The organism is Agromyces aurantiacus, assembly GCF_016907355.1.
GTDB classification, from domain to species: Bacteria; Actinomycetota; Actinomycetes; order Actinomycetales; family Microbacteriaceae; genus Agromyces; species Agromyces aurantiacus.
Genome location: NZ_JAFBBW010000001.1, coordinates 2,683,810 through 2,706,799 on the forward strand (window position 1 = coordinate 2,683,810; position 22,990 = coordinate 2,706,799).

The 22,990-nt window shown below is 73.8% G+C and carries 19 protein-coding genes; 4 read left to right on the forward strand and 15 right to left on the reverse strand.

Features of this window, described 5'->3' with window-relative positions; translation table 11 throughout:
• Nucleotides 1-48: 48 nt before the first annotated feature.
• The 3 genes from ffh to ftsY are packed head-to-tail and all read right to left on the reverse strand — an operon-like array spanning nt 49 to nt 3,059.
• On the reverse strand, nt 49-1,632 hold the full coding sequence (gene ffh, locus JOD46_RS12725; protein WP_204394908.1) for a signal recognition particle protein: 1,584 nt from the start codon (nt 1,630-1,632) through the stop codon (nt 49-51).
• Nucleotides 1,633-1,680: 48 nt separating this feature from the next.
• The gene (locus JOD46_RS12730) at nt 1,681-2,169 is read right to left on the reverse strand and encodes a hypothetical protein (RefSeq protein WP_204394909.1); all 489 of its coding nucleotides are present in this window, start codon (nt 2,167-2,169) and stop codon (nt 1,681-1,683) included.
• A gap of 14 nt (nt 2,170-2,183) precedes the next feature.
• Nucleotides 2,184-3,059 (reverse strand): signal recognition particle-docking protein FtsY, encoded by an 876-nt coding sequence (gene ftsY, locus JOD46_RS12735; protein WP_204394910.1) that lies wholly within the window; start codon nt 3,057-3,059, stop codon nt 2,184-2,186.
• A gap of 134 nt (nt 3,060-3,193) precedes the next feature.
• On the opposite strand from ftsY, the gene JOD46_RS12740 reads away from it, so the two are divergent.
• Nucleotides 3,194-4,174 carry a TIGR03885 family FMN-dependent LLM class oxidoreductase gene (locus JOD46_RS12740; RefSeq protein ID WP_204394911.1) on the forward strand — a complete coding sequence of 327 codons (981 nt, stop codon included), beginning with the start codon at nt 3,194-3,196 and terminating at the stop codon, nt 4,172-4,174.
• A 3-nt stretch (nt 4,175-4,177) separates the two neighbouring features.
• Nucleotides 4,178-5,842 carry an alpha-amylase family protein gene (locus JOD46_RS12745; RefSeq protein WP_204394912.1) on the forward strand — a complete coding sequence of 555 codons (1,665 nt, stop codon included), beginning with the start codon at nt 4,178-4,180 and terminating at the stop codon, nt 5,840-5,842.
• A gap of 19 nt (nt 5,843-5,861) precedes the next feature.
• On the opposite strand, the gene smc is transcribed toward JOD46_RS12745, so the two are convergent.
• A complete protein-coding gene (smc, locus tag JOD46_RS12750) occupies nt 5,862-9,383 on the reverse strand; it encodes a chromosome segregation protein SMC (RefSeq protein WP_204394913.1) in 3,522 nt (1,173 codons plus the stop codon).
• A gap of 156 nt (nt 9,384-9,539) precedes the next feature.
• Here smc and JOD46_RS12755 point away from each other — a divergent pair, with 156 nt between their 5' ends.
• Nucleotides 9,540-10,676 carry a GNAT family N-acetyltransferase gene (locus JOD46_RS12755; protein WP_204394914.1) on the forward strand — a complete coding sequence of 379 codons (1,137 nt, stop codon included), beginning with the start codon at nt 9,540-9,542 and terminating at the stop codon, nt 10,674-10,676.
• Here JOD46_RS12755 and mutM read toward each other — a convergent pair.
• From mutM to JOD46_RS12805, 10 genes are all read right to left on the reverse strand, one after another.
• Nucleotides 10,558-11,535 carry a bifunctional DNA-formamidopyrimidine glycosylase/DNA-(apurinic or apyrimidinic site) lyase gene (mutM, locus tag JOD46_RS12760; protein WP_204394915.1) on the reverse strand — a complete coding sequence of 326 codons (978 nt, stop codon included), beginning with the start codon at nt 11,533-11,535 and terminating at the stop codon, nt 10,558-10,560. The two genes, JOD46_RS12755 and mutM, sit on opposite strands and share 119 nt — an antisense overlap.
• Nucleotide 11,536: 1 nt before the next feature.
• Nucleotides 11,537-12,199: a ribonuclease III gene (rnc, locus tag JOD46_RS12765; RefSeq protein ID WP_239563940.1), complete on the reverse strand. Its 663-nt coding sequence runs from the start codon at nt 12,197-12,199 to the stop codon at nt 11,537-11,539.
• A gap of 76 nt (nt 12,200-12,275) precedes the next feature.
• The gene (rpmF, locus tag JOD46_RS12770) at nt 12,276-12,479 is read right to left on the reverse strand and encodes a 50S ribosomal protein L32 (RefSeq protein ID WP_067950558.1); all 204 of its coding nucleotides are present in this window, start codon (nt 12,477-12,479) and stop codon (nt 12,276-12,278) included.
• 9 nt (nt 12,480-12,488) lie between these two features.
• Nucleotides 12,489-13,052 (reverse strand): YceD family protein, encoded by a 564-nt coding sequence (locus tag JOD46_RS12775; RefSeq protein ID WP_307835028.1) that lies wholly within the window; start codon nt 13,050-13,052, stop codon nt 12,489-12,491.
• A gap of 11 nt (nt 13,053-13,063) precedes the next feature.
• Nucleotides 13,064-15,415 (reverse strand): transglutaminase TgpA family protein, encoded by a 2,352-nt coding sequence (locus tag JOD46_RS12780; RefSeq protein ID WP_204394917.1) that lies wholly within the window; start codon nt 15,413-15,415, stop codon nt 13,064-13,066.
• Nucleotides 15,405-16,769: a DUF58 domain-containing protein gene (locus tag JOD46_RS12785; protein WP_204394918.1), complete on the reverse strand. Its 1,365-nt coding sequence runs from the start codon at nt 16,767-16,769 to the stop codon at nt 15,405-15,407. The genes JOD46_RS12780 and JOD46_RS12785 overlap by 11 nt, the downstream gene beginning before the upstream one ends.
• A gap of 5 nt (nt 16,770-16,774) precedes the next feature.
• A complete protein-coding gene (locus JOD46_RS12790; RefSeq protein ID WP_204396635.1) occupies nt 16,775-17,749 on the reverse strand; it encodes an AAA family ATPase in 975 nt (324 codons plus the stop codon).
• A gap of 41 nt (nt 17,750-17,790) precedes the next feature.
• Nucleotides 17,791-18,282 carry a pantetheine-phosphate adenylyltransferase gene (gene coaD, locus JOD46_RS12795; RefSeq protein WP_204394919.1) on the reverse strand — a complete coding sequence of 164 codons (492 nt, stop codon included), beginning with the start codon at nt 18,280-18,282 and terminating at the stop codon, nt 17,791-17,793.
• A 51-nt stretch (nt 18,283-18,333) separates the two neighbouring features.
• Complete coding sequence (locus JOD46_RS12800; RefSeq protein ID WP_204394920.1) at nt 18,334-20,520, reverse strand: ATP-dependent DNA helicase RecG; 2,187 nt, start codon at nt 20,518-20,520, stop codon at nt 18,334-18,336.
• Nucleotides 20,517-21,326 (reverse strand): tetratricopeptide repeat protein, encoded by an 810-nt coding sequence (locus JOD46_RS12805; RefSeq protein ID WP_204394921.1) that lies wholly within the window; start codon nt 21,324-21,326, stop codon nt 20,517-20,519. The genes JOD46_RS12800 and JOD46_RS12805 overlap by 4 nt, the downstream gene beginning before the upstream one ends.
• 57 nt (nt 21,327-21,383) lie before the next feature.
• Here JOD46_RS12805 and JOD46_RS12810 point away from each other — a divergent pair, with 57 nt between their 5' ends.
• Nucleotides 21,384-21,998 (forward strand): RsmD family RNA methyltransferase, encoded by a 615-nt coding sequence (locus tag JOD46_RS12810; RefSeq protein ID WP_204394922.1) that lies wholly within the window; start codon nt 21,384-21,386, stop codon nt 21,996-21,998.
• Here the strand turns inward: JOD46_RS12810 and thiL are convergent.
• Complete coding sequence (thiL, locus tag JOD46_RS12815) at nt 21,968-22,966, reverse strand: thiamine-phosphate kinase (protein WP_204394923.1); 999 nt, start codon at nt 22,964-22,966, stop codon at nt 21,968-21,970. The two genes, JOD46_RS12810 and thiL, sit on opposite strands and share 31 nt — an antisense overlap.
• Between the last annotated feature and the right edge of the window lie 24 nt (nt 22,967-22,990).

The following is a 22,990-nucleotide window of genomic DNA, read 5'->3' on the forward strand; positions in this document are numbered from 1 at the left end:
GCCCCGACGCGCATGACATGGCGCGCCGCGTCCGCCGGCGAGCGCCGCCTAGCGCCCGAGGAACTTCTGCAGGGCGGCCATCTCCTCCTCGGAGGGCGCGCCCTTCGGGGCACCGCCGCCGAGGCCGAAGCCGGAGCCCGCGGGAGCCGTGGACGCGGCCGGGTTCACGCCCGACGCGATCGCCGCGTTCTCGGCGGCGCGCTTGGCCGGGTTGCCCGAGCGCGAGCCGCCGCCCGACTTCTTCTTGTTCTTCGCGGCCTGCCGCTTGCCGCCGCCGTAGCCGCCGACGCCGGGAATGGGCCCCATGCCCGGGACCTGCGGCACGCCGCCGCGCGCGACGGTCTTCATCATCTTGGCCGCCTGCTCGAAGCGCTGCACGAGCTGGTTGACGTCGGTCACGGTCATGCCGGAGCCCTTCGCGATGCGGAGGCGCCGCGAGCCGTTCAGGAGCTTGGGGTTGCGTCGCTCGGCGACGGTCATCGACTGGATGATCGCCTCGGTGCGCACGATCTCGCGCTCGTCGAAGTTCTCGAGCTGCTGCTTCATGCCGCCCGCGCCCGGCAGCATGCCGAGCATCTTCTTGATGGAGCCGGCGCCGCGCAGCTGCTGCATCTGCTTCAGGAAGTCCTCGAGCGTGAACTGCTCGGTCGCGAGCTTCTCGGCGACCTTGAGCGCCTCCTCCTCGTCGAAGGCCTGCTGGGCCTGCTCGATGAGGGTGAGGATGTCGCCGAGGTCGAGGATGCGGCTCGCCATGCGGTCGGGGTGGAAGGGCTCGAAGTCGTCGAGGGTCTCGCCCGTCGAGGCGAAGATGATCGGGCGCCCCGTGACGGAGGCCACGGAGAGCGCGGCACCGCCGCGTGCGTCGCCGTCGAGCTTGGAGAGCACGACGCCCGTGAAGTCGACGCCGTCCTGGAAGGCCTTCGCGGTCGCGACGGCATCCTGGCCGATCATCGCGTCGATCACGAACAGCACCTCGTCGGGGTTCGTGGCCTTGCGGATGTCGGCGGCCTGCTTCATCATCTCGGCGTCGACGCCGAGTCGGCCGGCGGTGTCGATGATGACGACGTCGTGCTGGGCGCGCTGGGCCTGCGCGACGGCGTCCTTCGCGACGCGCACGGGGTCGCCCACGCCGTTGCCGGGCTCGGGCGCGAACACCTGCACGCCGGCCTGCTGGCCGACGACCTGGAGCTGGTTCACCGCGTTCGGGCGCTGCAGGTCGGCGGCGACGAGGAGCGGCGTGTGGCCGTCCTTCTTCAGCCACTTCGCGAGCTTGCCCGCGAGCGTGGTCTTCCCGGCACCCTGGAGGCCCGCGAGCATGATGATGGTCGGCGGCGTCTTCGCGAACTGCAGGCGACGCTGCTGCCCGCCGAGGATGCCGACGAGCTCCTCGTTCACGATCTGGACGACCTGCTGCGCGGGGTTCAGCGCACGGTTCACCTCGTCGCCGAGCGCGCGCTCGCGGACGGTCGCGGTGAACGACTTGACCACGTCGAGCGACACGTCGGCGTCGAGCAGCGCCCGCCGGATCTCGCGGACGGTGCCGTCGACGTCGGAGGCGGAGAGCTTGCCCTTGGTGCGGAGGTTCTTGAACGTCTCGGTGAGACGGTCGGAGAGGGTGCCGAACGTAGCCATAGTGGGCAGAAGTCTACTTGGCGCGGATGGGCGCCCGCCGCGCGCGGCCTACGCGTCGAAGCGGAGGTCGACGAGTTCGCGGCCGATGTCGATCGTCGCGACCAGGCGCGCGTCGAGGTCCTCGGGTGCGAGGCCGTACTCGAACTCGGCGAACGTCTCGCCGTCCTGGTCGGCGTCGGGGCGCAGGTCGACCCGGACCAGCGAGAGCGATCGCAGGGCGTCGATGTCGCGATCGCCGGAGTCGCGCGTGATCGCGTCGGCTGCGGCATCCGCCTCGTCGCCCTCGCCGCCGAGCACGGCGCGCAGGAATCGCACGACCGGCGAGCCCGACGAGTCGAGCTGCCCGACGAAGAGCGACCGCAGCTCGTCGTCGACGAGCTCGAGCTCGCCGATCAGCGTCGCGGCCGCGTCGAGCGCCGCGGTCGTCACGCTGTCGGCGTCGGCGTCGAGCACGACCTCGACGTCCTGGTCGGCGTACTGGAAGCGCTCCGACCAGTAGTCGCCCACCAGCCCGAAGTAGTCGTGCTCCATCGACATGCCGGTCTCCCCTCTCAGCCGACGAGCTTCTGGGCGAACACGTGCGGCGTGAAGCCCGTCAGGTCGCCGATGCCCTCGCCCTGGCCGATCAGCTTGATCGGCAGGCCCGTCTTCTCCTGCACGGCGATGACGAACCCGCCCTTGGCCGAGCCGTCGAGCTTGGTCAGCACGAGGCCCGTCACCCCGCCGTGCTGGATGAACGCCTCGGCCTGCGCGAGCCCGTTCTGCCCGGTGGTCGCGTCGAGGACGAGCAGCACCTCGCTGATCGGAGCCTGCTTCTCGACGACGCGCTTGATCTTGCCGAGCTCGTCCATGAGCCCGCCCTTGGTGTGCAGCCGGCCGGCCGTGTCGATGATGACGATCTCGGTGCCCGTGCGCTTGGCGTACTCGACGGTCTGGAACGCGACCGACGCCGGGTCCTGGCCCTCGCGCTCGGGGCGCACGACCTCGGCGCCCGCGCGCTCGGCCCAGGTGGCGAGCTGGTCGACCGCCGCGGCGCGGAACGTGTCGGCGGCGCCGACCACGACGCTGCGGCCATAGGTGCGCAGGAACCGGGCGAACTTGCCGATCGTCGTGGTCTTGCCGACCCCGTTCACGCCGACGACGAGCACGACCGCTGGCCGCTCGGTGAGCTTCAGCGTCGGGTCGTACTTCGAGAGCCGCTCCTCGACGAGCTCGCGCAGCATCCGCTGCACGTCGCGCGGGTCGGTCGTGCGGTACCGCTCGACCTGCGCCTTGATGCGCTCGACGATCTCCTCGGTGACGGCGGGCCCGAAGTCGGCGCGGATGAGCGCCGACTCGAGGTCGTCCCAGGTGTCCTCGTCGATGGTCTTCGCGCCGAACACGTTGCGGAGGGCCGCGCCGAGCGACCACGATGCGCGTTCTGCCATGTCCTCCAGCCTAGGGGCCGAGCGGACGGCGCGGCTCCCCGCGCTCGCGGATAGCGGCGGCCGCAACGCCCCCGCAAGGCCTTGCCCGCGTGCCGCGCCTGCGGAAGCATCGGGCACGGCGGAAGGAGAACCCCATGCCCCTCGTCGGATTCCACGCCTCGCACGAGCAGCTGCCCCCGAGCGCACTGCTCGATGCCGTCGTCCGCGCCGAGCAGGCCGGCTTCGAGGCCGCGATGTGCAGCGACCACTGGGCGCCGTGGAGCGTGCGCCAAGGCCATTCGGGCTACGCCTGGAGCTGGCTCGGCGCGGCGCTGCAGGCGACCTCGTTCTCGCTCGGCGTCGTCACGGCGCCCGGCCAGCGCTACCACCCCGCCATCGCTGCGCAGAAGATCGCCACGTTGGGGGAGATGTTCCCCGACCGGTTCTGGGCGGCGATCGGCAGCGGCGAGCGCATGAACGAGCACATCACCGGTGATCCCTGGCCCGACAAGGAGACCCGCGACCGGCGCCTCGCCGAGTCCATCGACGTGATCAGGCGCCTGCTCGCCGGCGAAGAGGTCGACCAGGACGGCATCGTGCCGGTGCACCAGGCGCGGCTGTGGACCCGTCCCGAGACCGCGCCCGCGCTGCTCGCCGCCGCGGTCTCCCCCGAGACCGCCGTCGAGACCGCCGGCTGGGCCGACGGCGTCATCACCGTCGACCAGGACCGCTCCGCCATGCGCGACTTCATGCAGGCCTACCGTGACGCGGGCGGGCGGGGCCCGATCTGCGTGCAGGTGCACCTCAGCTGGGCTCCGACCGACGAGCAGGCCGTCGCGATCGCCCACGACCAGTGGCGGCAGAGCCTGGTCCCCGCGCACGAGGCGTGGGAGCTCGAGCAGCCCGAGGACTTCGACCGCCGGACGGCGGACGCGACGCCCGAGAAGGTGGCGACCACCCTGCTCGCGTCAGCCGACACCCGACGCCATCTCGACGCCCTGCTCGAACTCGCCGAGACCGGCGTGGACCGCATCTACCTCCACCACGTCGGCCAGGAGCAGCGGGGGTTCGTCGACGCCTTCGGCGAGCACGTGCTGCCGGAGCTGACGAACGCCGGCCCCCGGATCGGAGCCTGACCCGTGCGCGCCACCGATCGAGGCGACCTCTGGTGGAAGACCGCCGTCGTCTACTGCCTCGACGTCGAGACGTTCATGGACTGGAACGACGACGGATGCGGCGACTTCGAGGGCCTCGCGCAGCGGCTCGACCACCTCGCCGAGCTCGGCGTGACCTGCATCTGGCTCATGCCGTTCCAGCCGTCACCCGACCTCGACGACGGGTACGACATCGTCGACTTCGTGGGCGTCGACCCGCGCCTCGGATCGCTGGGCGACGTGGTCGCCTTCACGCGCGCGGCGCGCGACCGCGGCATCCGGGTGATCATGGACCTCGTCATGAACCACACGTCCGAGCGGCATCCGTGGTTCCAGTCGGCCAGGCGCAGCCGGAACTCGCCGTACCGCGACTTCTACGTGTGGCGCGACGAGGTGCCGCCGAACCCGCCGCCGAGCGTCTTCCCCGGCGAGGAGGACGGGGTGTGGGAGTGGCACGAGCCCACGGGGCAGTACTACCTGCACTCGTTCTACCGGCACCAGCCAGACCTCAACATCGCCAATCCCGACGTGCGCGACGAGATCGCGAAGACCGTCGGCTTCTGGCTCGAGCTCGGCATCTCGGGCTTCCGGGTCGACGCCGTCCCGTTCCTGATCGAGCCGCCCGCCGGCGAGGACGTCGGCGATCCGCACGAGCTGCTGCGCGACCTGCGGCGCTACCTGCAGCGCCGCGCGAGCGAGGCGATCCTGCTCGGCGAGGTCAACCTGCCGTACGACCAGCAGCTCGACTACTTCGGGCGGGCAGGCGACCCGGCCGAGCTCACCATGCAGTTCGACTTCGAGGCGATGCAGCGCCTCTACCTCTCGCTGGCCAGGCAGGATGCCACGCCGCTGCGCGACACGCTCGCCCGACGCCCGCAGCTCGAGCCGGAGATGCAGTGGGCCAACTTCGTGCGCAACCACGACGAGCTCACGCTCGACAAGCTGAGCGACGCCGAGCGCGAGGAGGTCTTCGACGCGTTCGCGCCCGAGGACTGGATGCGCGTGTACGGCCGCGGCATCGTGCGCCGGCTCCCGACGATGCTCGAGGGCGACCCGCGCCGCATCCGGATGGTGTACAGCCTGCTGTTCTCGCTGCCCGGCACGCCCGTGCTGTTCTACGGCGAGGAGATCGGCATGGGCGAGAACGGCGAGCTCGAGAAGCGGCAGGCCGTGCGCAGCCCGATGCAGTGGACGGGTGGCCGGCACGGCGGCTTCTCGCGGGCCGCGGCGAACCGGCTCGTCGCCTCGCCCCCGGCCGACGGGTACGCGCCCGAGCACGTCAACGTCGAGGCGCAGATGCACGATCCCGACTCGCTCCTGTGCACCATCTCGGGGTTCGTGCGGCGCTACCGCAGCTCGCCCGAGATCGGATGGGGCCGCCTCGAGCTGCTCGACGTCGGCGAGCCCGCCGTGCTCGCGCATCGCATCGTCGAGGACGACCTCCGGTTCGTCGCGCTGCACAACTTCGCGCCGCGACCGTCGCGCGTCGGGCTCGAGCTCGGCGACGTGCCGGAGGGGTCGGTGCTCTCCGATCTCTTCGCCGTCGGCGCCGACGACATCGACGAGCGCGGGCGGGTCGACGTCGAGCTCGACGCCTACGGGTACCGCTGGTTCCGCGTGCTCGCGCCGGACGACCGACGACTCACGTGAGCACCGGGGCGGGTCGAGCTCAGCTGGCCTTGGCCTCGACCTCGTCGCGCACGCGCTGGCCGACGACGGCCGAGACGCCGTCCTGTCGCATGGACACGCCGTAGAGCGCGTCGGCGATCTCCATCGTGCGCTTCTGGTGCGTGATCACGATGAGCTGGCTCGACTCGCGCAGGTCCTCGAAGGTCGTCAGCAGCCGCCCGAGGTTCGCGTCGTCGAGCGCGGCCTCGACCTCGTCCATGATGTAGAACGGGCTCGGCCGGGCCTTGAAGATCGCGAGCAGCAGCGCCACGGCCGCGAGCGAGCGCTCGCCGCCCGAGAGCAGCGAGAGCCGCTCGATCTTCTTGCCGGCCGGCTTCACGCTCACCTCGATGCCGGTCGTCAGCATGTCGTCGGGGTTCGTGAGCGCGATGCGCCCCTCGCCACCCGGGAAGAGGATCGGGAAGACCTCGGCGAACGCCGCCTGCGTGTCCTCGAACGCGGCGCGGAAGATCGACTCCATCCGGCCGTCGATCTCCTCGATGATCGTCAGCAGGTCCCTGCGCGTGTTCGACAGGTCGGTGAGCTGCTCGGTGAGGAACTGGTGGCGCTGCTCGAGCGCCGCGAACTCCTCGAGCGCGAGCGGGTTCACGCGGCCGAGCTGGGCGAGCTTGCGTTCGGCGGCCTGCAGTCGCTTCTGCTGCTCGGCCCGGTCGAACGGGCGCGGCTCGGCGTCGGCGTCGCCATCGACCGGCACCGGCTGGTCGGGCCCGTACTCGGCGACGAGGACCTCCTCGCCGAGGCCGAGCTCGCTCTCGGCGCGCTCGATGAGCGAGGCGACGTGCAGCTTCTTCTCGTAGATGCGCAGTTCGAGTCCGTGCACGTCCTCGGTGACGGCGTGCAGGCGTTCGCGGACGGATGCCTCGGCGCGGCGGGCGGCCTGGACCTCCTCGTTGCGGCTGGCCCGCTCCGCCTCGGCCGACGCGAGCGCGACGCGCGCCTCCGCGACGGACGCGCCGACCGACGCGAGCACGGGCGGCAGGGCGTCGGCGACGCGCGTCGCGGACGCCAGCTGGGCGCGCCGCACGACTGCGCGACGCGCGGCCTCCTCGGCGGCCCGGCGCTCGGCCTCGTACTGGCGTTCCATCGCGGCGATCCGGGCCTCCTCGGCCCGCACGCGCTCGCGTGCGGTCTCGAGCCGCAGGCGCGCCTCGACCTCGCCCTCGCGAGCCCGCTCGAGCGCGACGAGCGCACCGTCGCGACGCTCGGCCTCGAGCACCGGGCGCGGCTCGGCACGCGCCGCCTCGAGGTCGGCCTTCGCGGCACCGGCCGCCGTCTCCGCCTCGGCGATGCGCTCCTCGGCCGTGCGCAGCGCCTCCGCGAGGCGCTCGGTCTCGGCCGACGCCGCCTCGGCCTGCACCCGGGCGCGATTGAGGGCCTCGGTACGCTGGGCGAGCCGCGCGTCGAACTCGCGGAGCGCGGCGAGCGCGAGCTTGGACTGCTCCTTGGCGTGTTCGGCGAGTCCTCGCTGCTCGTCGAGGTCGAACCGCGCGCGCTCGATGTCGGCGCGGACCTCCTCGAGCCGGGCTCCGGCCCGGTCGCGCTCGGCGATCAGCTCGATGCGGCTCTGGGTGCGACCCGATCCGCCGCGGACGACGTAGCGGCCGACGACGGTGCCGTCGCGCGTGATGACGGTCGCCGGCCGGTCGAGCGCGGCGAGGTGCGCCTCGGCGGCGCGCGCCGCGGCGAGGTCGTCGGCCACGAGCACCTCGCCGAGGAGCGCGAGCACGCCCGACGGCGCCGTGACGACGTCGGCCGCGGCGACGAGCCCCGGGACCGCGAGCGCCGCGGGGACGGCGCGGCCCGGCTCGGCGATGGTCAGCGCGACGCGGCCGAGGTCGCCGTCGGTCGCCGCGGCGACAGCGCGCAGCGCGGCCTCGCGGTCGTCGACCAGCACGGACTCGGCGAGCGAGCCGAGGGCCGCCGCGACCGCGGCCTCGTAGCCCGGATCGACCCGGAGGTGCTCGGCGAGCAGGCCGCGGACACCGGCCGTGCCCGAGGCCACGAGCGCGGCCGAGCCGTCCTTCTGGTCCAGCGCGAGCGAGAGCGCGCCCACGCGGGCGCCCAGCGCGTCGCGTTCGCGCTCGCGCTCGTGCAGCGCCTCGCGGAGCCGCTCGATCTCGCCCTCGGCCTCGAACACGGCCGCCTGGGCCAGCTCGTACGCCTCGTCGAGGTCGGTCTCGGCCGCGGGGTCGGCGTCGGACTCGGCCTCGACGCGCGCGAGCTCGGCGTTCGCGGCCTCGCGGCGCGACAGCGCGGCGTCGAGCGCGTTGCGGTGCCGCAGCACCTCGCCGCGCACCGCCGCGAGCTTCGAAGCCGCGGCATCCGCGCGCCCCGCCAGCTGCGACGCACGCAGGTCGTACTCGCTCACCCGAGCGGCCTGCGCGGCGATCTCCTCGTCGACCGCGTCGAGCGCGGTGCGGGTCTCGCGCGTCGCCGAGGCGGCCTGCTCGAGCGCGGATGCCGCATCGCCGACGCCGCCGCGGATGCCCTCGAGCTCGGCGCGCGCGGCGTCGATGTCGGCGCGGGTCAGGGTCGGTGCGGCATCCGTGCCCTCGTCGGCCGCGGAGAGGAGCGCGATGCGCTGGCGTGCCAGGGAGTCGAGCGATCGCAGGCGCGCCTCGGACTGCTCGAGCGCGAAGCTCACCGCGCGCGCCCGGTCGACCTCGTCGCCGCCCGACGCCTGCTCGAGCCGGGCGATGTGCGCCTGGTGGCGCTCGAGCTCCTGCTGCAGCACGAGTCGCTCGGCGTGCCGCTCGTGCTCGGTGCGGCCGGCGGCCTCGAGCCCGCGCCGCAACTCGACGACCTCGTCGGCGACGAGCCGCGCCTTCGCATCGCGCACGATCGCCGCGATGCCCGCGGCCTCGCGCGCGACCTCGGCCTGGCGGCCGAGCGGCTTCAGCTGGCGGCGCAGCTCGGCCGCGAGATCGGTGAGGCGCGTGAGGTTCGCCTGCATGGCGTCGAGCTTGCGGAGCGTCTTCTCCTTGCGGCGGCGGTGCTTGAGGATGCCCGCAGCCTCCTCGATGAAGCCGCGCCGATCCTCTGGGCTCGCGTGCAGCACCTGGTCGAGCTGGCCCTGCCCGACGATGACGTGCATCTCGCGTCCGAGGCCCGAGTCGCTGAGCAGTTCCTGCACGTCGAGGAGCCGGCACTGCTCGCCATTGATCGCGTACTCGCTGCCGCCGTTGCGGAAGAGCGTGCGCGAGATGGTGACCTCGGTGTACTCGATCGGCAGCGCGCCATCCGAGTTGTCGATCGTGAGGCTCACCTCGGCCCGACCGAGCGGGCCCCGCGTCGAGGTGCCCGCGAAGATGACGTCCTCCATCTTGCCGCCGCGGAGCGTCTTCGCGCCCTGCTCGCCCATCACCCAGGCGAGCCCGTCGACGACGTTGGACTTGCCCGAGCCGTTCGGGCCGACGATGCATGTGACCCCGGGTTCGAACGCGAAGGTGGTCGGCTGCGCGAAGGACTTGAAGCCCTTGAGGGTGAGGCTCTTGAGGTACACGACCACCCTTCCGACTGCCGAGCGCTGCGGACTACGGTAACCGACGTTCGAGGCGCGGCCCGTCGCGCTCGCCGCCGAGCGCCGATCTCTCCTTGCCGCCGGGCGTGCCGCGTCGTAAGCTGACGGGCTGCACCGACGCGGCGAGAAGGGGGTCTCGTGGCCGTCGACATCCGCCCCATCCGAGTGCCCGAACGCGTCGAGGCCGATGACGCCGGCGAACTCCTCGCCCTCGCCGAGCTGTCCCGCCGCCTCGACGCCGAGGCGCTCGGCACGAGCGACCTCAGCCGCCGGCCCCGGGAGCTGCTGCGCGACCTCCAGCAGACCGAGTACACGGCGCGGACGGCCATCGGCGCGTTCGACGGTGACGCGCTCGTCGGGGTCGCCGAGGTGCAGTGGGAGCTGGATGCCGACGCCGGGACCGCGTACGTGACGACCGTGGGCGTCGATCCCGCGCGCCGCCGCCGCGGCATCGGATCGCGCCTCCTCACCGCCGCCGAGGAGGCCGCGAGGCGCGCCGGCCGGGCCACCACCGTGATCTGGGCCGATCAGCTCATCGACGAGCGGGATGTGCCGGGGCCCCGTCTGCATGCGCCCCAGGGCGACGCGAGCATCTCCGCCGACGGGCCCATCCCACAGTTCGCCCGCACCCACGGGTACGAGCTCGGCCAGCTCTACCGCATCAGCGCACTCGACGTGCTCGGGCGAGGCGATGAGTTCGCGTTCCAGCTGGATGCGGCGCTGGACGCGGCATCCGACGGCTATCGCCTCGTCACGTGGCGGAATCGGGCCCCGGACGCGCTGGTCGATTCGCTCGCGCGCGCGCACGAGCGCATGTCGGTGGATCCCCCGAGCGGCGCGATCTCGTTCGAGCTGGAACCGTGGACCGCCGCCCGCGTGCGCGAGGCCGAGGGACGCGCCGTCGATGCGGGTCGCGTGAACCTCAGCGTCGCGGCCGTCGGGGCCGACGGCGAGGTCGCCGGGTTCACCGAGCTCTCGCTGCTTCCGGAGTCCCCCGCCGTCGAGCAGTGGGACACCATCGTGCTCGGCCCCCACCGCGGGCACCGGCTCGGACTGCGGATGAAGCTCGCCAACCTGGTCGCCCTCGCCCGGGAGGACCCGTCGCGCGATCGGGTCTGCACGTGGAACGCCGACGAGAACGCGCACATGCTCGCGATCAACGTGGCGCTGGGCTTCCGGCCCTTCGCTCTGGAGTCGGCGTGGGAGCGCCCGTCGACTGGCGAGTCATCCGCAGCCGCTGGCAGCGCGGGCATCGGTGCGACGACCGGTTCATGAACGCCTCTCGCACGATGGGCGTGCCGCACCGCGGGCACGGCTTCCCCGTCTGCCCGTAGGCGTTCAGCGAGTGCGAGAAGTAGCCCGACGCGCCGTTGACGTTGACGTACTGCGCGTCGAAGCTCGTGCCGCCCTCGGCCAGGGCCTTCTGCAGCACCTCGCGCACCGCCTGCAGCAGCTCGCGCACCCGACGCGGGCTCAGCGTGTCGCCGGGCTGCTCGCCGTGCATGCGCACCGCCCAGAGCGCCTCGTCGGCGTAGATGTTGCCGATGCCCGAGATGAGCCCCTGGTCGAGCAGGATGCGCTTGATGCCGGAGGCGCGGCGCCGGACCGCACGGACGAACTCGTCGTCGCGGAACGCGGGGTCGAGCGGATCGCGCGCGATGTGCGCGACCTGCGAGGGGATGGTCCGCGCCCATGGGCCCGTGACGTCGGCCGAGTACCCGGCGATCTCGCCGTCCGCCGTCGGCAGCATGCGGTCGACGGCCATCGAGCCGAAGATGCGCTGGTCGACGAAGTCGACGCGCAGTTCGCCGTGCTCGGGGTGCTCGAGGTGCAGCCGGATGCGCGCGTGGCGGTCGTCGCCCGGGTGGTCGGGCGTGCGGAGGAGCATCTGCCCGCTCATGCCGAGGTGCCCGACGAGTGCGTCGCCGCTCGCGAGCGGCAGCCACAGGAACTTGCCGCGGCGCACCGCCGCCTCGATCCGCTCACCCGTCAGCCGGTGCTCGAAGTCGCCGGATGCCGCGTCGTGCCGCTTCAGCGACCGCGCGTCGAGCACCTCGACGCCGGCGATGCGCGCGCCGGTGACCGCGGGCGCGAGCCCCGCGCGGACGACCTCGACCTCGGGCAGCTCGGGCACGTCAGCGGTCGTTCAGCGTGGTCCACGCCTCGAGGGCCGCGGCCATCTCGGCCTGCTTCTTGCTCGACCCCTCGCCCGACGCCGTGACCAGGTCGCCGACCGTCACGGTCGCGACGAAGTGCTTGCTGTGGTCGGGCCCGCTCTCGGCGACGACGTACGCCGGCGCCGGTGCACCCCGTCGCGCAGCGATCTCCTGCAGGCTCGTCTTCGGGTCCATCGCCGCGCCGAAGCGGCCCGGATCCTTCATGAGGGGCGTGATCAGGCGCAGCACGAGGTCGGTCGCGACGTCCCCGCCGCGGTCGAGGTAGACCGCGCCGATGATCGCCTCGACCGTGTCGGCGAGGATCGACGGCTTGTCGGCGCCGCCGGTGAGCGTCTCGCCGCGCCCGAGCCGGATGTAGGGCCCGAGGCCGATCGTGCGGGCCACCTCGGCCAGCGCGACCGACGAGACCAGGCTCGCGCGGCGCTTGGCGAGCTCGCCCTCGTCGAGCTCGGGGTGCTCGGTGAACAGCCGCACGGTGACGGCCTGGCCGAGGATCGAGTCGCCGAGGAACTCGAGGCGCTCGTTGGTCGGGATCCCGCCGTTCTCGTACGCGAACGACCGGTGCGTGAGTGCCAGGAGCAGGAGCTCGGGGTCGAGCTCGACGCGCAGCGTGCGCTGCAGCTCGGCGAGCCCTGATGCCCCGGTGTCCGTACGCGCAGCGCGCCTCACGACCGGTCGTTCGGGAGTCTCGGGCCGACTAGACGTCGGCGACCTTGCGGCCCTTGTACTCGAGGAAGAGCGGGGTGCCCGCCGAGTCCTCGACCACGCGAGCGCGGTGCGGGAGGCTGTAGGTGACCTTGCCGTTCTCGACGGTCTTGACGAGCGTGGGCACCTCGGCCTTCCACTGCGAACGGCGCGCGTGGGTGTTGGCGCGTGACTTCTTCCGCTTGGGAACAGCCATGACTCTCTCTCAATCTCTCTGCTGGTCGGCGTCGGATGCAGCACCCGCGCCCTCGTCTTCGGAAGCCCTGAACCCTGCGAGCGCGGCCCATCGCGGGTCGTTCTCCTCAGGGGCGACGAGTTCCGGATGATCGGCCAGACGCAGCCCGGTCTCTGGGTCGAGACCCGGGCAATCCGGCCGGCACACCGGCTGGAAGGGCAGTGCCAGCACTACCGCATCTCTGATGAGCGGTTCAAGATCCACGTGGTCGTCTTGAACCTCATACTCGAAAGCTTCTCCGGAATGATACGCGAAAAGCTCCTGGAACTCGACTTGGAGGGGCAGCGCGATGTCGATCAGGCATCGACCGCACTCGCCCTCGGCCGTCGCGTCGACCTCGGCGGTGACGAGAATGCCCTCGTGCACCGACTCGAGACGGAGGTCGATCTCGAGCTCCGAACCCGTGCGCACGGCGACGAGCCCCTCGCCCATCTGCTCGGGCGCGGGCACGTCGAGGAGCTGCTCGCGCATCTCGCCGGGCTTGTTCACGAGGTCGCGCACGTTGACGCGGAAGGGGGTCTGCTGGACGGCCACGATCGACGATTCTACGCGCCGCGCGGCGCCCCGCGCCCGAGCACGGCACGGCCGGCCGAGCGCAGCGAGCGCGCCAGCAGCACGGCCTCGGCCCGTCGCGCGGCGGGCGCGTCGGCGCGGAGGGCGGCCGACGCGATCGCGAGGTCGTCCGCGAGGGCGCCCCGCACCGCGGCATCCAGGGGCGCGGAGGGCGCGTAGCGCTCACGCTCGACCGCGTCGCGCAGCCGGCGCAGCGACGCCGCCGCACTCGGCGCGCCGGGCTCCGCCGGGTCGGCCGCGAAGCCGGGCCGTCCGGCGAGCTCCTCGGCGAGCGCCCGCGCGGTACGGCGATCGTCGACCGCGACGCCGAGGTCGACCGCCGTCGCCGCGAGTTCCCGCCACGCGGCATCCGCGGGCTGCGGCCCCACCCGGATGCGACGGCGCCGGGCCGCACGCGCGCCCCACCGGATCATGGCCGGCAGCAGGACCAGCACGAGCGCGGCGACGAGGATGGCGCCGCCGCGCACCCATCCGGACGCGGCCGTGACCGTGCCCGAGTCGCCGCCGAGCGCGCGGTCCGGATCGCCGTCGGGCCGCCCGGTGGACCCCGGCCCGGTCGACGGGGAGGACGGGATGAGGCCGGGCGACTGCTCGTCGGCGCCGGGGCGGGAGTAGCCGGGGACCGTACCCCGACCCGGAGTCGGCTCGAACGGCACCCACCCGACGCCCTCGAAGTAGAGCTCGGGCCAGGCATGCAGGTCGTGCGAGTCGACCTCGACGACCACCTCGTCGTCGACGCGGCGGTCGGTGGGCGTCCCCGACGTGTAGCCGACGGAGATGCGCGACGGGATGCCGACCTCGCGCGCGAGCACCGCCATGGTCGAGGCGAAGTGCACGCAGTAGCCCTCGCGCACCTCCAGGAACTGGGCGATGGCGTCGAACCCGCCCCCGTCGAACCCGCCCTCGACCGGCGCCTCCTCCGAGTAGGCGAACGCCGAAGAGCGCAGGAACGCCTGGATCTCGACCGCCGCGTCGTAGCGCGTGGGCGCCGAGGCCGTCACCTCGGCGGCCGTCTCGGCGATGATCGGCGGCAGTTCCTCGGGCAGGGCCAGCGTCGACGCGTGCACGGCGCCCGGCGCCGGCTCGCCCGAGCTCCGCAGCTGCTGGACGCTCGGCTGCACGTCGAGGTGGGTCAGCCGATAGCGCTGCTCGAGCGTCGTCGCGTCGACGCTGCGCACGTTGAGGGTGCCGTCGTCCCAGAACCAGGAGCCGCGGACGCCGTCGATCTCGGTGACCGGATACGGCAGCGGGAGCCAGGCCGTGCGCACCTCCTGCGTCTGCACCGCGACCTGCCGCGCCTCGGTGACGACATCGTCGGCGAGCCCGTCGGGGCGCGGCAGCGTGTCGAGCGTGTGGTCGCCGTCGACGGCGCGCTCGGTCGCGGTCCACACCTCTCCCTCGAGCCGCTCGACCGTCAGCAGCGTGAAGTAGGGGCGGATGCCGTCGGGCGACACGTACGTGAACGCCGGCACGGGGTCGGGCCGCCGCAGGTCGCGGCCGAGCTCGAGGTACGGGCTCACGCCTCGGGCGAAGAGCGTGCCGGGCCCGCCGGTGCCGATCAGGAAGCTCGTCGAGATGCTCGGGGTGGCCGCCGTGATCACCGACGCGGCCACGAGACCGACCGCCGCGAGCCCGAGCGAGGCCCCCATGGTCGGCACGATCGGCGCCCGCTTGGGTGCGATGACGAGCGGCGCATCGTCGCGGTCGTCCTCCTGGAGCAGCTCCGCGCTCCGTCGCACGCGCACGTCGACGCGGAGCAGCAGCAGGTAGGCGGCCGCCGTGAGCACGAGCGCGCCGACCTCGGCGCCGGCCTCGGTGAACAGCCCCGGCACGAGGACCGGCACGAGCACGGGCACCGCGGCGAGCGCGGGCAGCCGCACGCTCTGCACGATGAGGTCGAGCAGCACGGCGATGATCCCGACCCCGACGCAGATGGCGAAGACGAGCGCCGGAACGGGGATGGCCGGCACGGACTGCTGCTCGATCGTGCTGCGCGCCCCCTCGGCGAGCTCGCCGAACGCCGCGAACGTGTCGGGGGTCGGCACGATCAGCGCGAGGCTCGTCGAGCCTCCGAACAGGAGCGTGAGCACGAGGAGCATCGCGACGAGCTCGAGGGGCGGCACCAACGACGGAGGCGTCCGGACGGCGCGCAGGCCGGCGCCCGCGCCGATCACGCCGATCGCCATGACGGCGCCGGCCCACCACCATCCGCTGCCGCTGATGAGCGGCCCGAGGGCGGTGGTGGCTACCAGCAGGAGCAAGAGCGTCGCGCCCGACAGCGCGAGGCTCTGCGGCGTGGACAGCGGGAGGCGTTCAGGGCGCACGGCGGCCTCCGGTGCGCGCGGCCTCGCGCGCGGAACGCCAGGCGTCGGACCACGCGGCGGGAAGCTCGGCGGGCCGGCGCACCCGGACCACGCGCCAGTCCGCCTCCTCGAGGCGGTCGACGACGGCCTGCGGCGTGCTGCTGGTCGCGAACGCGAGCGCCGGCTCGACGCCCGGGCGAAGCGCCACGAGCGACTCCACCGCGCCGGCCGCGGGCTCGACGAGCACCGCGAGCGCGGGCATCCTGGCGTCGCGGCGGGTCGATGCGGACGGGGGCTCGGCCGCGGTCACCCGCCCGCCGGGCTCGCGACGGGCCGCCCGCCGCGGCGGCTCGAGCCGGGCGAGGTCCTCGAGGAGCGACCCCTCGCCGCCGACGGCGCGGTACCCGCCGGGCTCGGCGGCGATCCGGGCCGACGGTGCGTCGGGGTCGTCGACGGCGTCCAGGCGCACGCGGAACCCGTGCGCGAGCAGGTGCACGCCGAGCGAGGCCGCGATCTCGACGCCGAGCTCGAAGGCGGGGTCGAGCGTCGCCGCGCGCTCCGGCGCATCCGCGGCGGGGTGGTGCGAGCGCCCGCCGAGCGCGATGTCGAGGAGCAGCCGCACCTCGGGGTCGCCGCGCTGCTCCTCCTCGCGCACCATGAGCTCGCCGCGCCGAGCGGTCGCGGCCCAGTGCACGCGGCGGAGGGGATCGCCGTAGCGGTACTCGCGGGCGATGAGCTCGTCGCTGTTGGGGTGCGTGCGTCGCTGCAGCGCGTGCACCGTGCCGTCGACGCTCGCCACGACGCCCGGCTCGGTCTCGAGCGGCGTCACGCGGGGCGTGACGACGAGTTCGCGGGGCGTGCCGGCGACGCGATCGATGCGGGCCAGCCCGAACGGGTCGGTGACGGCCACGCGCAGCGGGCCCACCTCGAACACGCCGCGGCGGGGGGTGCGCAACCGGTACTCCAGCCGCACGGTGTCGTCGCCGGACGGCAACGCGCCCTCGTGGCGGCCCACCGCCGGCAGCACGGCTTCGCCCGGCGGGTGCAGCGCCGGGCTCGCGAGGTCGCGCCAGTGCGCGCCGTCGAACGCGCGCGAACTGCGGTTCTGCACGCGGAGCCGCACGGCCGTGGACTCCCCCGCACGCACGACCGCGGGCTCGAACACGCGGGTCACCGCGAGCCGCGGCGCGCGCAGGGCCAGGAACCCGAGCGCGGCGAGCGGCGTGGCGAGCCCGACCGAGGCCAGCATCATGATGTCGCGGAGGTCGAACCAGAGCGCGATCGCGAACAGCACGCCGCCGATGGCCATGAGCGCGATGCCCCGCCCGGTCAGGCGCGGTCGCGACTGGGCGCGTGCGGCGCGGACCCGCGACATCGGGCTCATTCCCTCCGGGCGCTGCCCACCGGCACGGGCGTGTCGGCCACCACGCGACGCACGATGGCGTCGATGAGCGGACCGCCGTCGCGGTCGTGGCCGCCGACCGCCCGGCTCGTGGGCACCAGCCGATGCGCGAGCACGGGCACGGCGAGCGCGTCGACGTCGTCGGGCAGCACGAAGTCGCGGCCGTGCATCGCCGCGTGCGCCTTCGCCGCGCGGATCAGCTGCAGCGTGGCCCGCGGGCTCGCGCCCAGGCGCAGCTGGCGATCGTCGCGGGTGGCCCGCGCGAGCTCGACGGCGTACTCCTTGACCGGCTGGGACGTGAACACCCGGTGCACGGCGGCGATCATCGACCGGAGCTCGTCGAGCGAGACGACGTGCTCGAGGGCGTCGAGCGGGCTGGCCGTCTCGCGCTGCGCGAGCATGTCGAGCTCGTCTGACGGCGCGGGGTAGCCCATCGAGATGCGCGCCATGAACCGGTCGCGCTGGGCCTCGGGCAGCGGGTAGGTGCCCTCCATCTCGACGGGGTTCTGGGTGGCGACGACCGTGAACGGCTGCTCGAGCCGGTAGGTCGTGCCGTCGGCGGTGACCTGCCGTTCCTCCATGCACTCCAGCAGGGCCGACTGGGTCTTCGGGCTCGCCCGGTTGATCTCGTCGCCGATGACGATGTTCGCGAACACGGGCCCGTGCTTGAACTCGAACCGGCGCGTGGCCTGGTCGAACACCGACACGCCCGTCACGTCGGAGGGCAGCAGGTCGGGCGTGAACTGGATGCGGCTGACGGTGCAGTCGACCGAGCGCGCGAGCGCCTTGGCCAGCATGGTCTTGCCGACGCCCGGGACGTCCTCGATCAGCAGGTGCCCCTCGGCGAGGAGGACGGTGAGCGCGGCCGTCACCGCATCGCGCTTGCCGCTGATGACGGTCTCGACGTTGCGGACGATGGCGGCGGCACGGTCGCCCACCTCGTCGATCCTCATCGCGGGCAGGGTCTCGGGGCTCGCGACGGCCGCCGGCTCGCTCACGGTCGCATCGCCCCCTGGAGGAAGTCGGCGACCGCGCGCGGCACGTAGGGGCTGACGTCGCCGCCGAGGGCGGAGACCTGCCGGACCAGCGAGCTCGAGACGTGGCCGTTGGCCGGGTCGGGCAGCAGGAAGACGGTCTCGACGCCCGCGAGGTGCCGGTTGACGATGGCCATCGGCGTCTCGTAGCCGACGTCGACCGCCGAGCGGATGCCCTTCACGAGGACGGACGCGCCGACGTCGGTGCAGTAGTCGACGAGCAGGCCCATGCTCCACGAGGCGACGATGATATCGCCCGGGATGTGCGCGTCGGCGATGGACTGCTCGATGAGCGCGACGCGCTGGGCGATGGGTAGCAGGGCCGACTTGTCGGGGTTGTGGACGACGACCACGTGCAGCTGGTCGTACAGCCCCGCGGCACGCTCGATGACGTCGAGATGCCCGCGCGTGACGGGGTCGAACGATCCGGGAACGACGGCGATCCGCTGCATACGAGCCAGCGTAGTGGGCGATCGCGGCTGCGGAGCCGCCGCTGGAGAGTCTCAGCCCCTGCTCAGGTACTCGCTCGCCTCGTCGTCGAGCCGGCGCCGCAGCGCGGCCGCGAGCGCGGGGTGGCGGGTGAGCGCGGGATCGTCCTCGATGACGCCGGCCGCAGCCTCGCGGGCGTCGGCGATCACGTCGCCGTCGCGCGCCACGCGGAGCAGCTTGAGCGAGGACCGGCCGCCCGACTGGACGGCGCCGAGCACGTCGCCCTCCTGCCGCAGCTCGAGGTCGACCCGCGCCAGCTCGAACCCGTCGAGCGTCGCCGCGACGGCGTCGAGCCGCTCGCGCGCCACGGTGCCGGCCTCGGCGGCGGTGACGAGCAGGCACAGGCCGGGGACGCTGCCGCGCCCGACGCGGCCGCGCAGCTGGTGCAGCTGGGACACCCCGAAGCGGTCGGCGTCGACGACGACCATCGTGCTGGCGTTGGGCACGTCGACCCCGACCTCGATGACCGTCGTCGCGACGAGCACGTCGAGCTCGCGAGCCGCGAACGCCCGCATGGTCTCATCCTTCTCGTCGGAGCCCATGCGGCCGTGCAGGGGCGCGACGCGCGCCGAAGTGAGGTGCTGGTTCGCCTGCAGCTCGGCGAGCACCGAGGCCACGGATGCCGCAGGGCCGGCGCCCGGCGCGGCCTCCCCCTCGGGCGGGTCGGCCTCCTCGGCCGCCTTCGCGTCGATCGCCGGGCACACGACGAACCCCTGGCGGCCCTGCGCGAGCTCCTCGGCGAGGCGCTCCCAGACCCGGGCGCGCCACGCGGGTCGCTCGGCGAGCGGCACGACGTGCGTCTCGATGCCGGCGCGGCCCGCGGGCAGCTGCCGGATGGTCGAGACGTCGAGGTCGCCGAACACCGTCATCGCGACGGTGCGCGGGATGGGCGTCGCGGTGAGAACGAGCACGTGCGGGTGCCGCCCCTTGAGACGGAGCGCCTCGCGCTGCTCGACGCCGAAACGGTGCTGCTCGTCGACCACGACGAGTCCGAGGTCGGCGAACGAGGTCGTCTCGCCGAGCAGCGCGTGCGTGCCGACGACGATCCGCGCTTGCCCCGCGGCGACGCGCAGGGCCGCCTTGCGCCGGTCGGCGGCGGGCAGCTGCCCGGTGACGAGGGTTGGCATCACCTCGGCGGAGAGCTCGGGGCCGAGCATGCGCGCGATCGAGCGGAGGTGCTGGGCGGCGAGCACCTCGGTCGGCGCGAGCAGCGCGGCCTGCCCGCCCGATTCGGCGACCGCGAGCATGGCGCGCAGCGCGACGACGGTCTTGCCCGAGCCGACCTCGCCCTGGATGAGCCGGTTCATGGGCACCGGCCGGCCGAGGTCGTGGAGGATCTCGTCGCCCACGGTGCGCTGGTCGTCGGTGAGCTCGAACGGCAGCGCGGCCTCGAAGCGCTCGAGCAGCCCGCCGGGCGCGGGTTCGCGGCGCACGGCCTCGTGGGCCCGCGCCGCCGCCCGGCGCTCGAGCAGCGCCGACTGGAGGACGAACGCCTCGGTGAACCGGAGCGTGCGGCGTGCCGCCTTCCAGTCCTCGTCGCGTTCGGGCCGGTGCACGCGCTCGAGCGCGTCGCGGTGCGCGAGCAGTCCGCGGCCGCTGCGCACCGCGTCGGGCAGCGGGTCGTCGACGACGCCGAGCCCGTCGAGCACGACGCCCACGGCGGTCTGCAGCTGCCAGCTCGAGAGCGTGCCCGTGGCGGGGTAGATGGGGATCGGGGCGGTCGCCCAGCGCACCGCCGCGGCGTCGACGCCGACGGCCGGCTGGGCGTTGTCGAAGAGCTGGTAGTCGGGGTGCGCGAGCTGCCGGGTGCCGCGGTAGTCGGTGACCTTGCCCGCGAACATGCCGCGAACGCCCGGCTTCAGCTCGTTGGCGCGCCATTTCTGGTTGAAGAAGGTCAGCGTGAGGATGCCGGTGCCGTCGGAGATCTTCGCCTCGAGGATCGAGCCGCGGCGCGACCGCATCGTCCGCTCGCGGACCTCGAGCACCTCGGCGACGATCGTGACGTTCTCCTCGAGCGGGAGTTCGGCGAGGGCGGTGAGCTCTCCGCGCGCGGCGTACCGGCGCGGGTAGTGCGCGAGCAGGTCGCCGACCGTCGTGTGCCCGAACGCGCGCTGGAGCGCCTGCGCGGTGCGGCCGCCGAGCGCGCCGGTGAGCCGGCTGTCGAGCGTCAGCGCGCCCTCGGCGACACGTTCGGCGGTCATGCCTCGATCGTAGGCTCCGCCTCCGGCGTCGCGTCCGTGAGCGCCTCGATCTCGGCCTGGACGTACGTGTCGTCGGGGCGCGCCCGCGCGAGCTCGCGCTGCAGCTCGAGCGCCTCGTCGGTGCGGCCGAGGCTGCGCAGCGCGCGGCCCACCGACCAGCGCGCGACGTGCTGCTGGCCCGCCGTACCGTACTGGTCGGCCGCGTCGACGGCCTTCTGGAAGTGGTACAGCGCGGCCTGCGCGTCGCCCGCGTCGTGCTTGGTCCAGCCGAGGTTGTTGTGCAGCGCGACGCCCCAACGCTTCAGCCGGGGATCGCGGACTCCGTCGAGGATGTCGAAGCCCTCGGCGGCCCACTCCTCCTCGTGCCCGGTGTCGTTCAGCGCGAGCATGTGAAGCGCGTCGAGCACGAGGAACGTGGAACCGGCCAGCGCGGCCTCGCGCACCGCCCTGGTCAGCAGCGGCACGGCCTCCTCGCCGTGCTCGGCGGCCGCGGCGATGCGGCCGCGCTCGAGCGCGACGCGCGCGCGCACCTCGGCGGCCTCCTCGGCCGTCTCGCCCTCGCGCTCGGCCGCCTCGAGCTCGTCGAGCGCGGCGAGCGCCTCGTCGTCGCGGTGCTGGATGCCCATCGCGCGGGCCAGCTGCGTGATCATGACGGCGCGCTCGTGCGCCGAGTGCGCCTCATCACCGGAGGCCGCACGGAAGCGGGCCTCGCTCGCCGCCGGATCGGCGAAGTCCCACAGCCGGTCGATGGTCTGCTGTTCTTCCCCCCGGTGGCGGGACGGATCGGCGTGCAGGGCGTCGGTCATCTCTTCCACACCTCCATCATGGCAGCGTCGCGGAGCGGCCCGTTATGCTCCCGAGACATGACGCGCATCATCGCCGGGTTCGCCGGCTCGCTCGCGCTGGCCGTGCCGCGCTCGGGCACCCGCCCCACGAGCGACCGGGTGCGCGAGGCGATCTTCTCCGCGCTCGAGGCTCGCGACGCCGTCCACGGCGCGGTCGTGGTCGACCTGTACGCGGGCTCGGGCGCGCTCGGGCTCGAGGCCGCGAGCCGTGGTGCGAGCGAGGTCGTGCTCGTCGAGCGGGCGAAGCCCGCCGCCGACGTGTGCCGGCGCAACGCCGCCGCGGTGGTCCGGGCGGCGCGCGGCACCCGACCCCGGATCCGGGTCGAGGCGCGCAGCGTCACCGCCTACCTCGAGACGGCGCCGGGCGGCGTCGACCTCGCGTTCATCGATCCCCCGTACGACCTCGGCGAGCGCGAGCTCGCCCGCGACCTCGCGCTGCTCGCACCGCGGCTGGCGGATGACGCGACCGTGGTCGTCGAACGCAGCTCGCGCTCCCCCGAGCCGACGTGGCCGCCGGGGATCGCGGCCGAGCGCCGCCGCGACTACGGCGAGACGACGCTGTGGTGGGCGTCCGCCGCGGCGGCGCACGATCGCGAGCCGGATCAGCCCTCGACGCCGTCCCAGCCCGCGTAGGGATCCCACCCGCTCGTGTCGACGGGCTCGCCGTCGAGCGTGAGGCGGCCTGCGTCGGCGTTGGCCGTCCCGATGGCCTCGAAGGGATGCGGCGGCACCACGCCGGGCGGGAAGGCGGCGAGCAGTCCGTGGTCCTCGGCGCCGGCGAGGGCCGTGAGGGGGTCGGCCCCGAGCGCACCGCGGCGGAAGTCGATGCCGACCGCGCTCGCCTCGGCCAGGCGGCGCGCGTCCCGCGCGAGTCCGTCGCTGACGTCGAGCATCGCCGTGGCGCCCGCCAGTGCGGCGACGACGCCGGCCGCGACGGGCGGGCGCGGTGCGAGCTGGGCGGCCACGAGCCGTGGATGCCGTTCGCGCGCGGCCGCCGCGGACGCGGCATCCGGTTCGCCGTGCTCGTCGCGCCCCTCGGCGAACAGCACGGCGAGTCCCCGGGCGGCGTCGCCCCGGGCTCCGGCGTGGGCGATGACGTCGCCCGGCCGGGCGCCCGAGCGGAGCACCGGGCTTCGGCCCTCGAGGTCGCCGAACGCGGTGACCGCGATCGTGAGGGCATGCGAGGCCGACAGGTCGCCGCCGACGACCCCCGCGCCGGGCGCGAGCTCGGCGAGCGCATCGCGGAGGCCGTCGGCGATGCCCTCGAGCACGGCGACCGGCAGGTCGACGGGCGCCGCGATCGAGACGACGAGCGCAGTCGGGCGGGCGCCCATCGCCGCGACGTCGGTGAGGTTCGTCGCCGCGGCCTTCCAGCCGAGGTCGTGCGGCGTCGACCAGGCGAGCCGGAAGTCGGGCCCCTGCACCATCATGTCGCTCGTGACCACGAACCGGCCGTCGGGCGCCGCGACGACGGCGGCGTCGTCGCCGGGTCCGAGCAGCGATGCCTCGCCGGACCGCAGGCGCGGGAGCACACGCGCCAGCACGGCCGACTCCCCCAACTCCCCGATCGTGGGCGCGGACGTGCGTGCAGGGGGCTCCATGGCTCCCACGGTAGCCTGAACGAC

Bases quoted from the DNA above. Each gene is read 5' to 3' on its own strand.
- ffh (WP_204394908.1), bottom strand. From the start codon at position 1,632: ATGGCTACGTTCGGCACCCTCTCCGACCGTCTCACCGAGACGTTCAAG.
- JOD46_RS12730 (WP_204394909.1), bottom strand. From the start codon at position 2,169: ATGTCGATGGAGCACGACTACTTCGGGCTGGTGGGCGACTACTGGTCG.
- ftsY (WP_204394910.1), bottom strand. From the start codon at position 3,059: ATGGCAGAACGCGCATCGTGGTCGCTCGGCGCGGCCCTCCGCAACGTG.
- JOD46_RS12740 (WP_204394911.1), top strand. From the start codon at position 3,194: ATGCCCCTCGTCGGATTCCACGCCTCGCACGAGCAGCTGCCCCCGAGC.
- rpmF (WP_067950558.1), bottom strand. From the start codon at position 12,479: ATGGCTGTTCCCAAGCGGAAGAAGTCACGCGCCAACACCCACGCGCGC.
- JOD46_RS12785 (WP_204394918.1), bottom strand. From the start codon at position 16,769: ATGTCGCGGGTCCGCGCCGCACGCGCCCAGTCGCGACCGCGCCTGACC.
- JOD46_RS12790 (WP_204396635.1), bottom strand. From the start codon at position 17,749: ATGAGGATCGACGAGGTGGGCGACCGTGCCGCCGCCATCGTCCGCAAC.
- coaD (WP_204394919.1), bottom strand. From the start codon at position 18,282: ATGCAGCGGATCGCCGTCGTTCCCGGATCGTTCGACCCCGTCACGCGC.
- JOD46_RS12800 (WP_204394920.1), bottom strand. From the start codon at position 20,520: ATGACCGCCGAACGTGTCGCCGAGGGCGCGCTGACGCTCGACAGCCGG.
- JOD46_RS12805 (WP_204394921.1), bottom strand. From the start codon at position 21,326: ATGACCGACGCCCTGCACGCCGATCCGTCCCGCCACCGGGGGGAAGAA.
- JOD46_RS12810 (WP_204394922.1), top strand. From the start codon at position 21,384: ATGACGCGCATCATCGCCGGGTTCGCCGGCTCGCTCGCGCTGGCCGTG.
- thiL (WP_204394923.1), bottom strand. From the start codon at position 22,966: ATGGAGCCCCCTGCACGCACGTCCGCGCCCACGATCGGGGAGTTGGGG.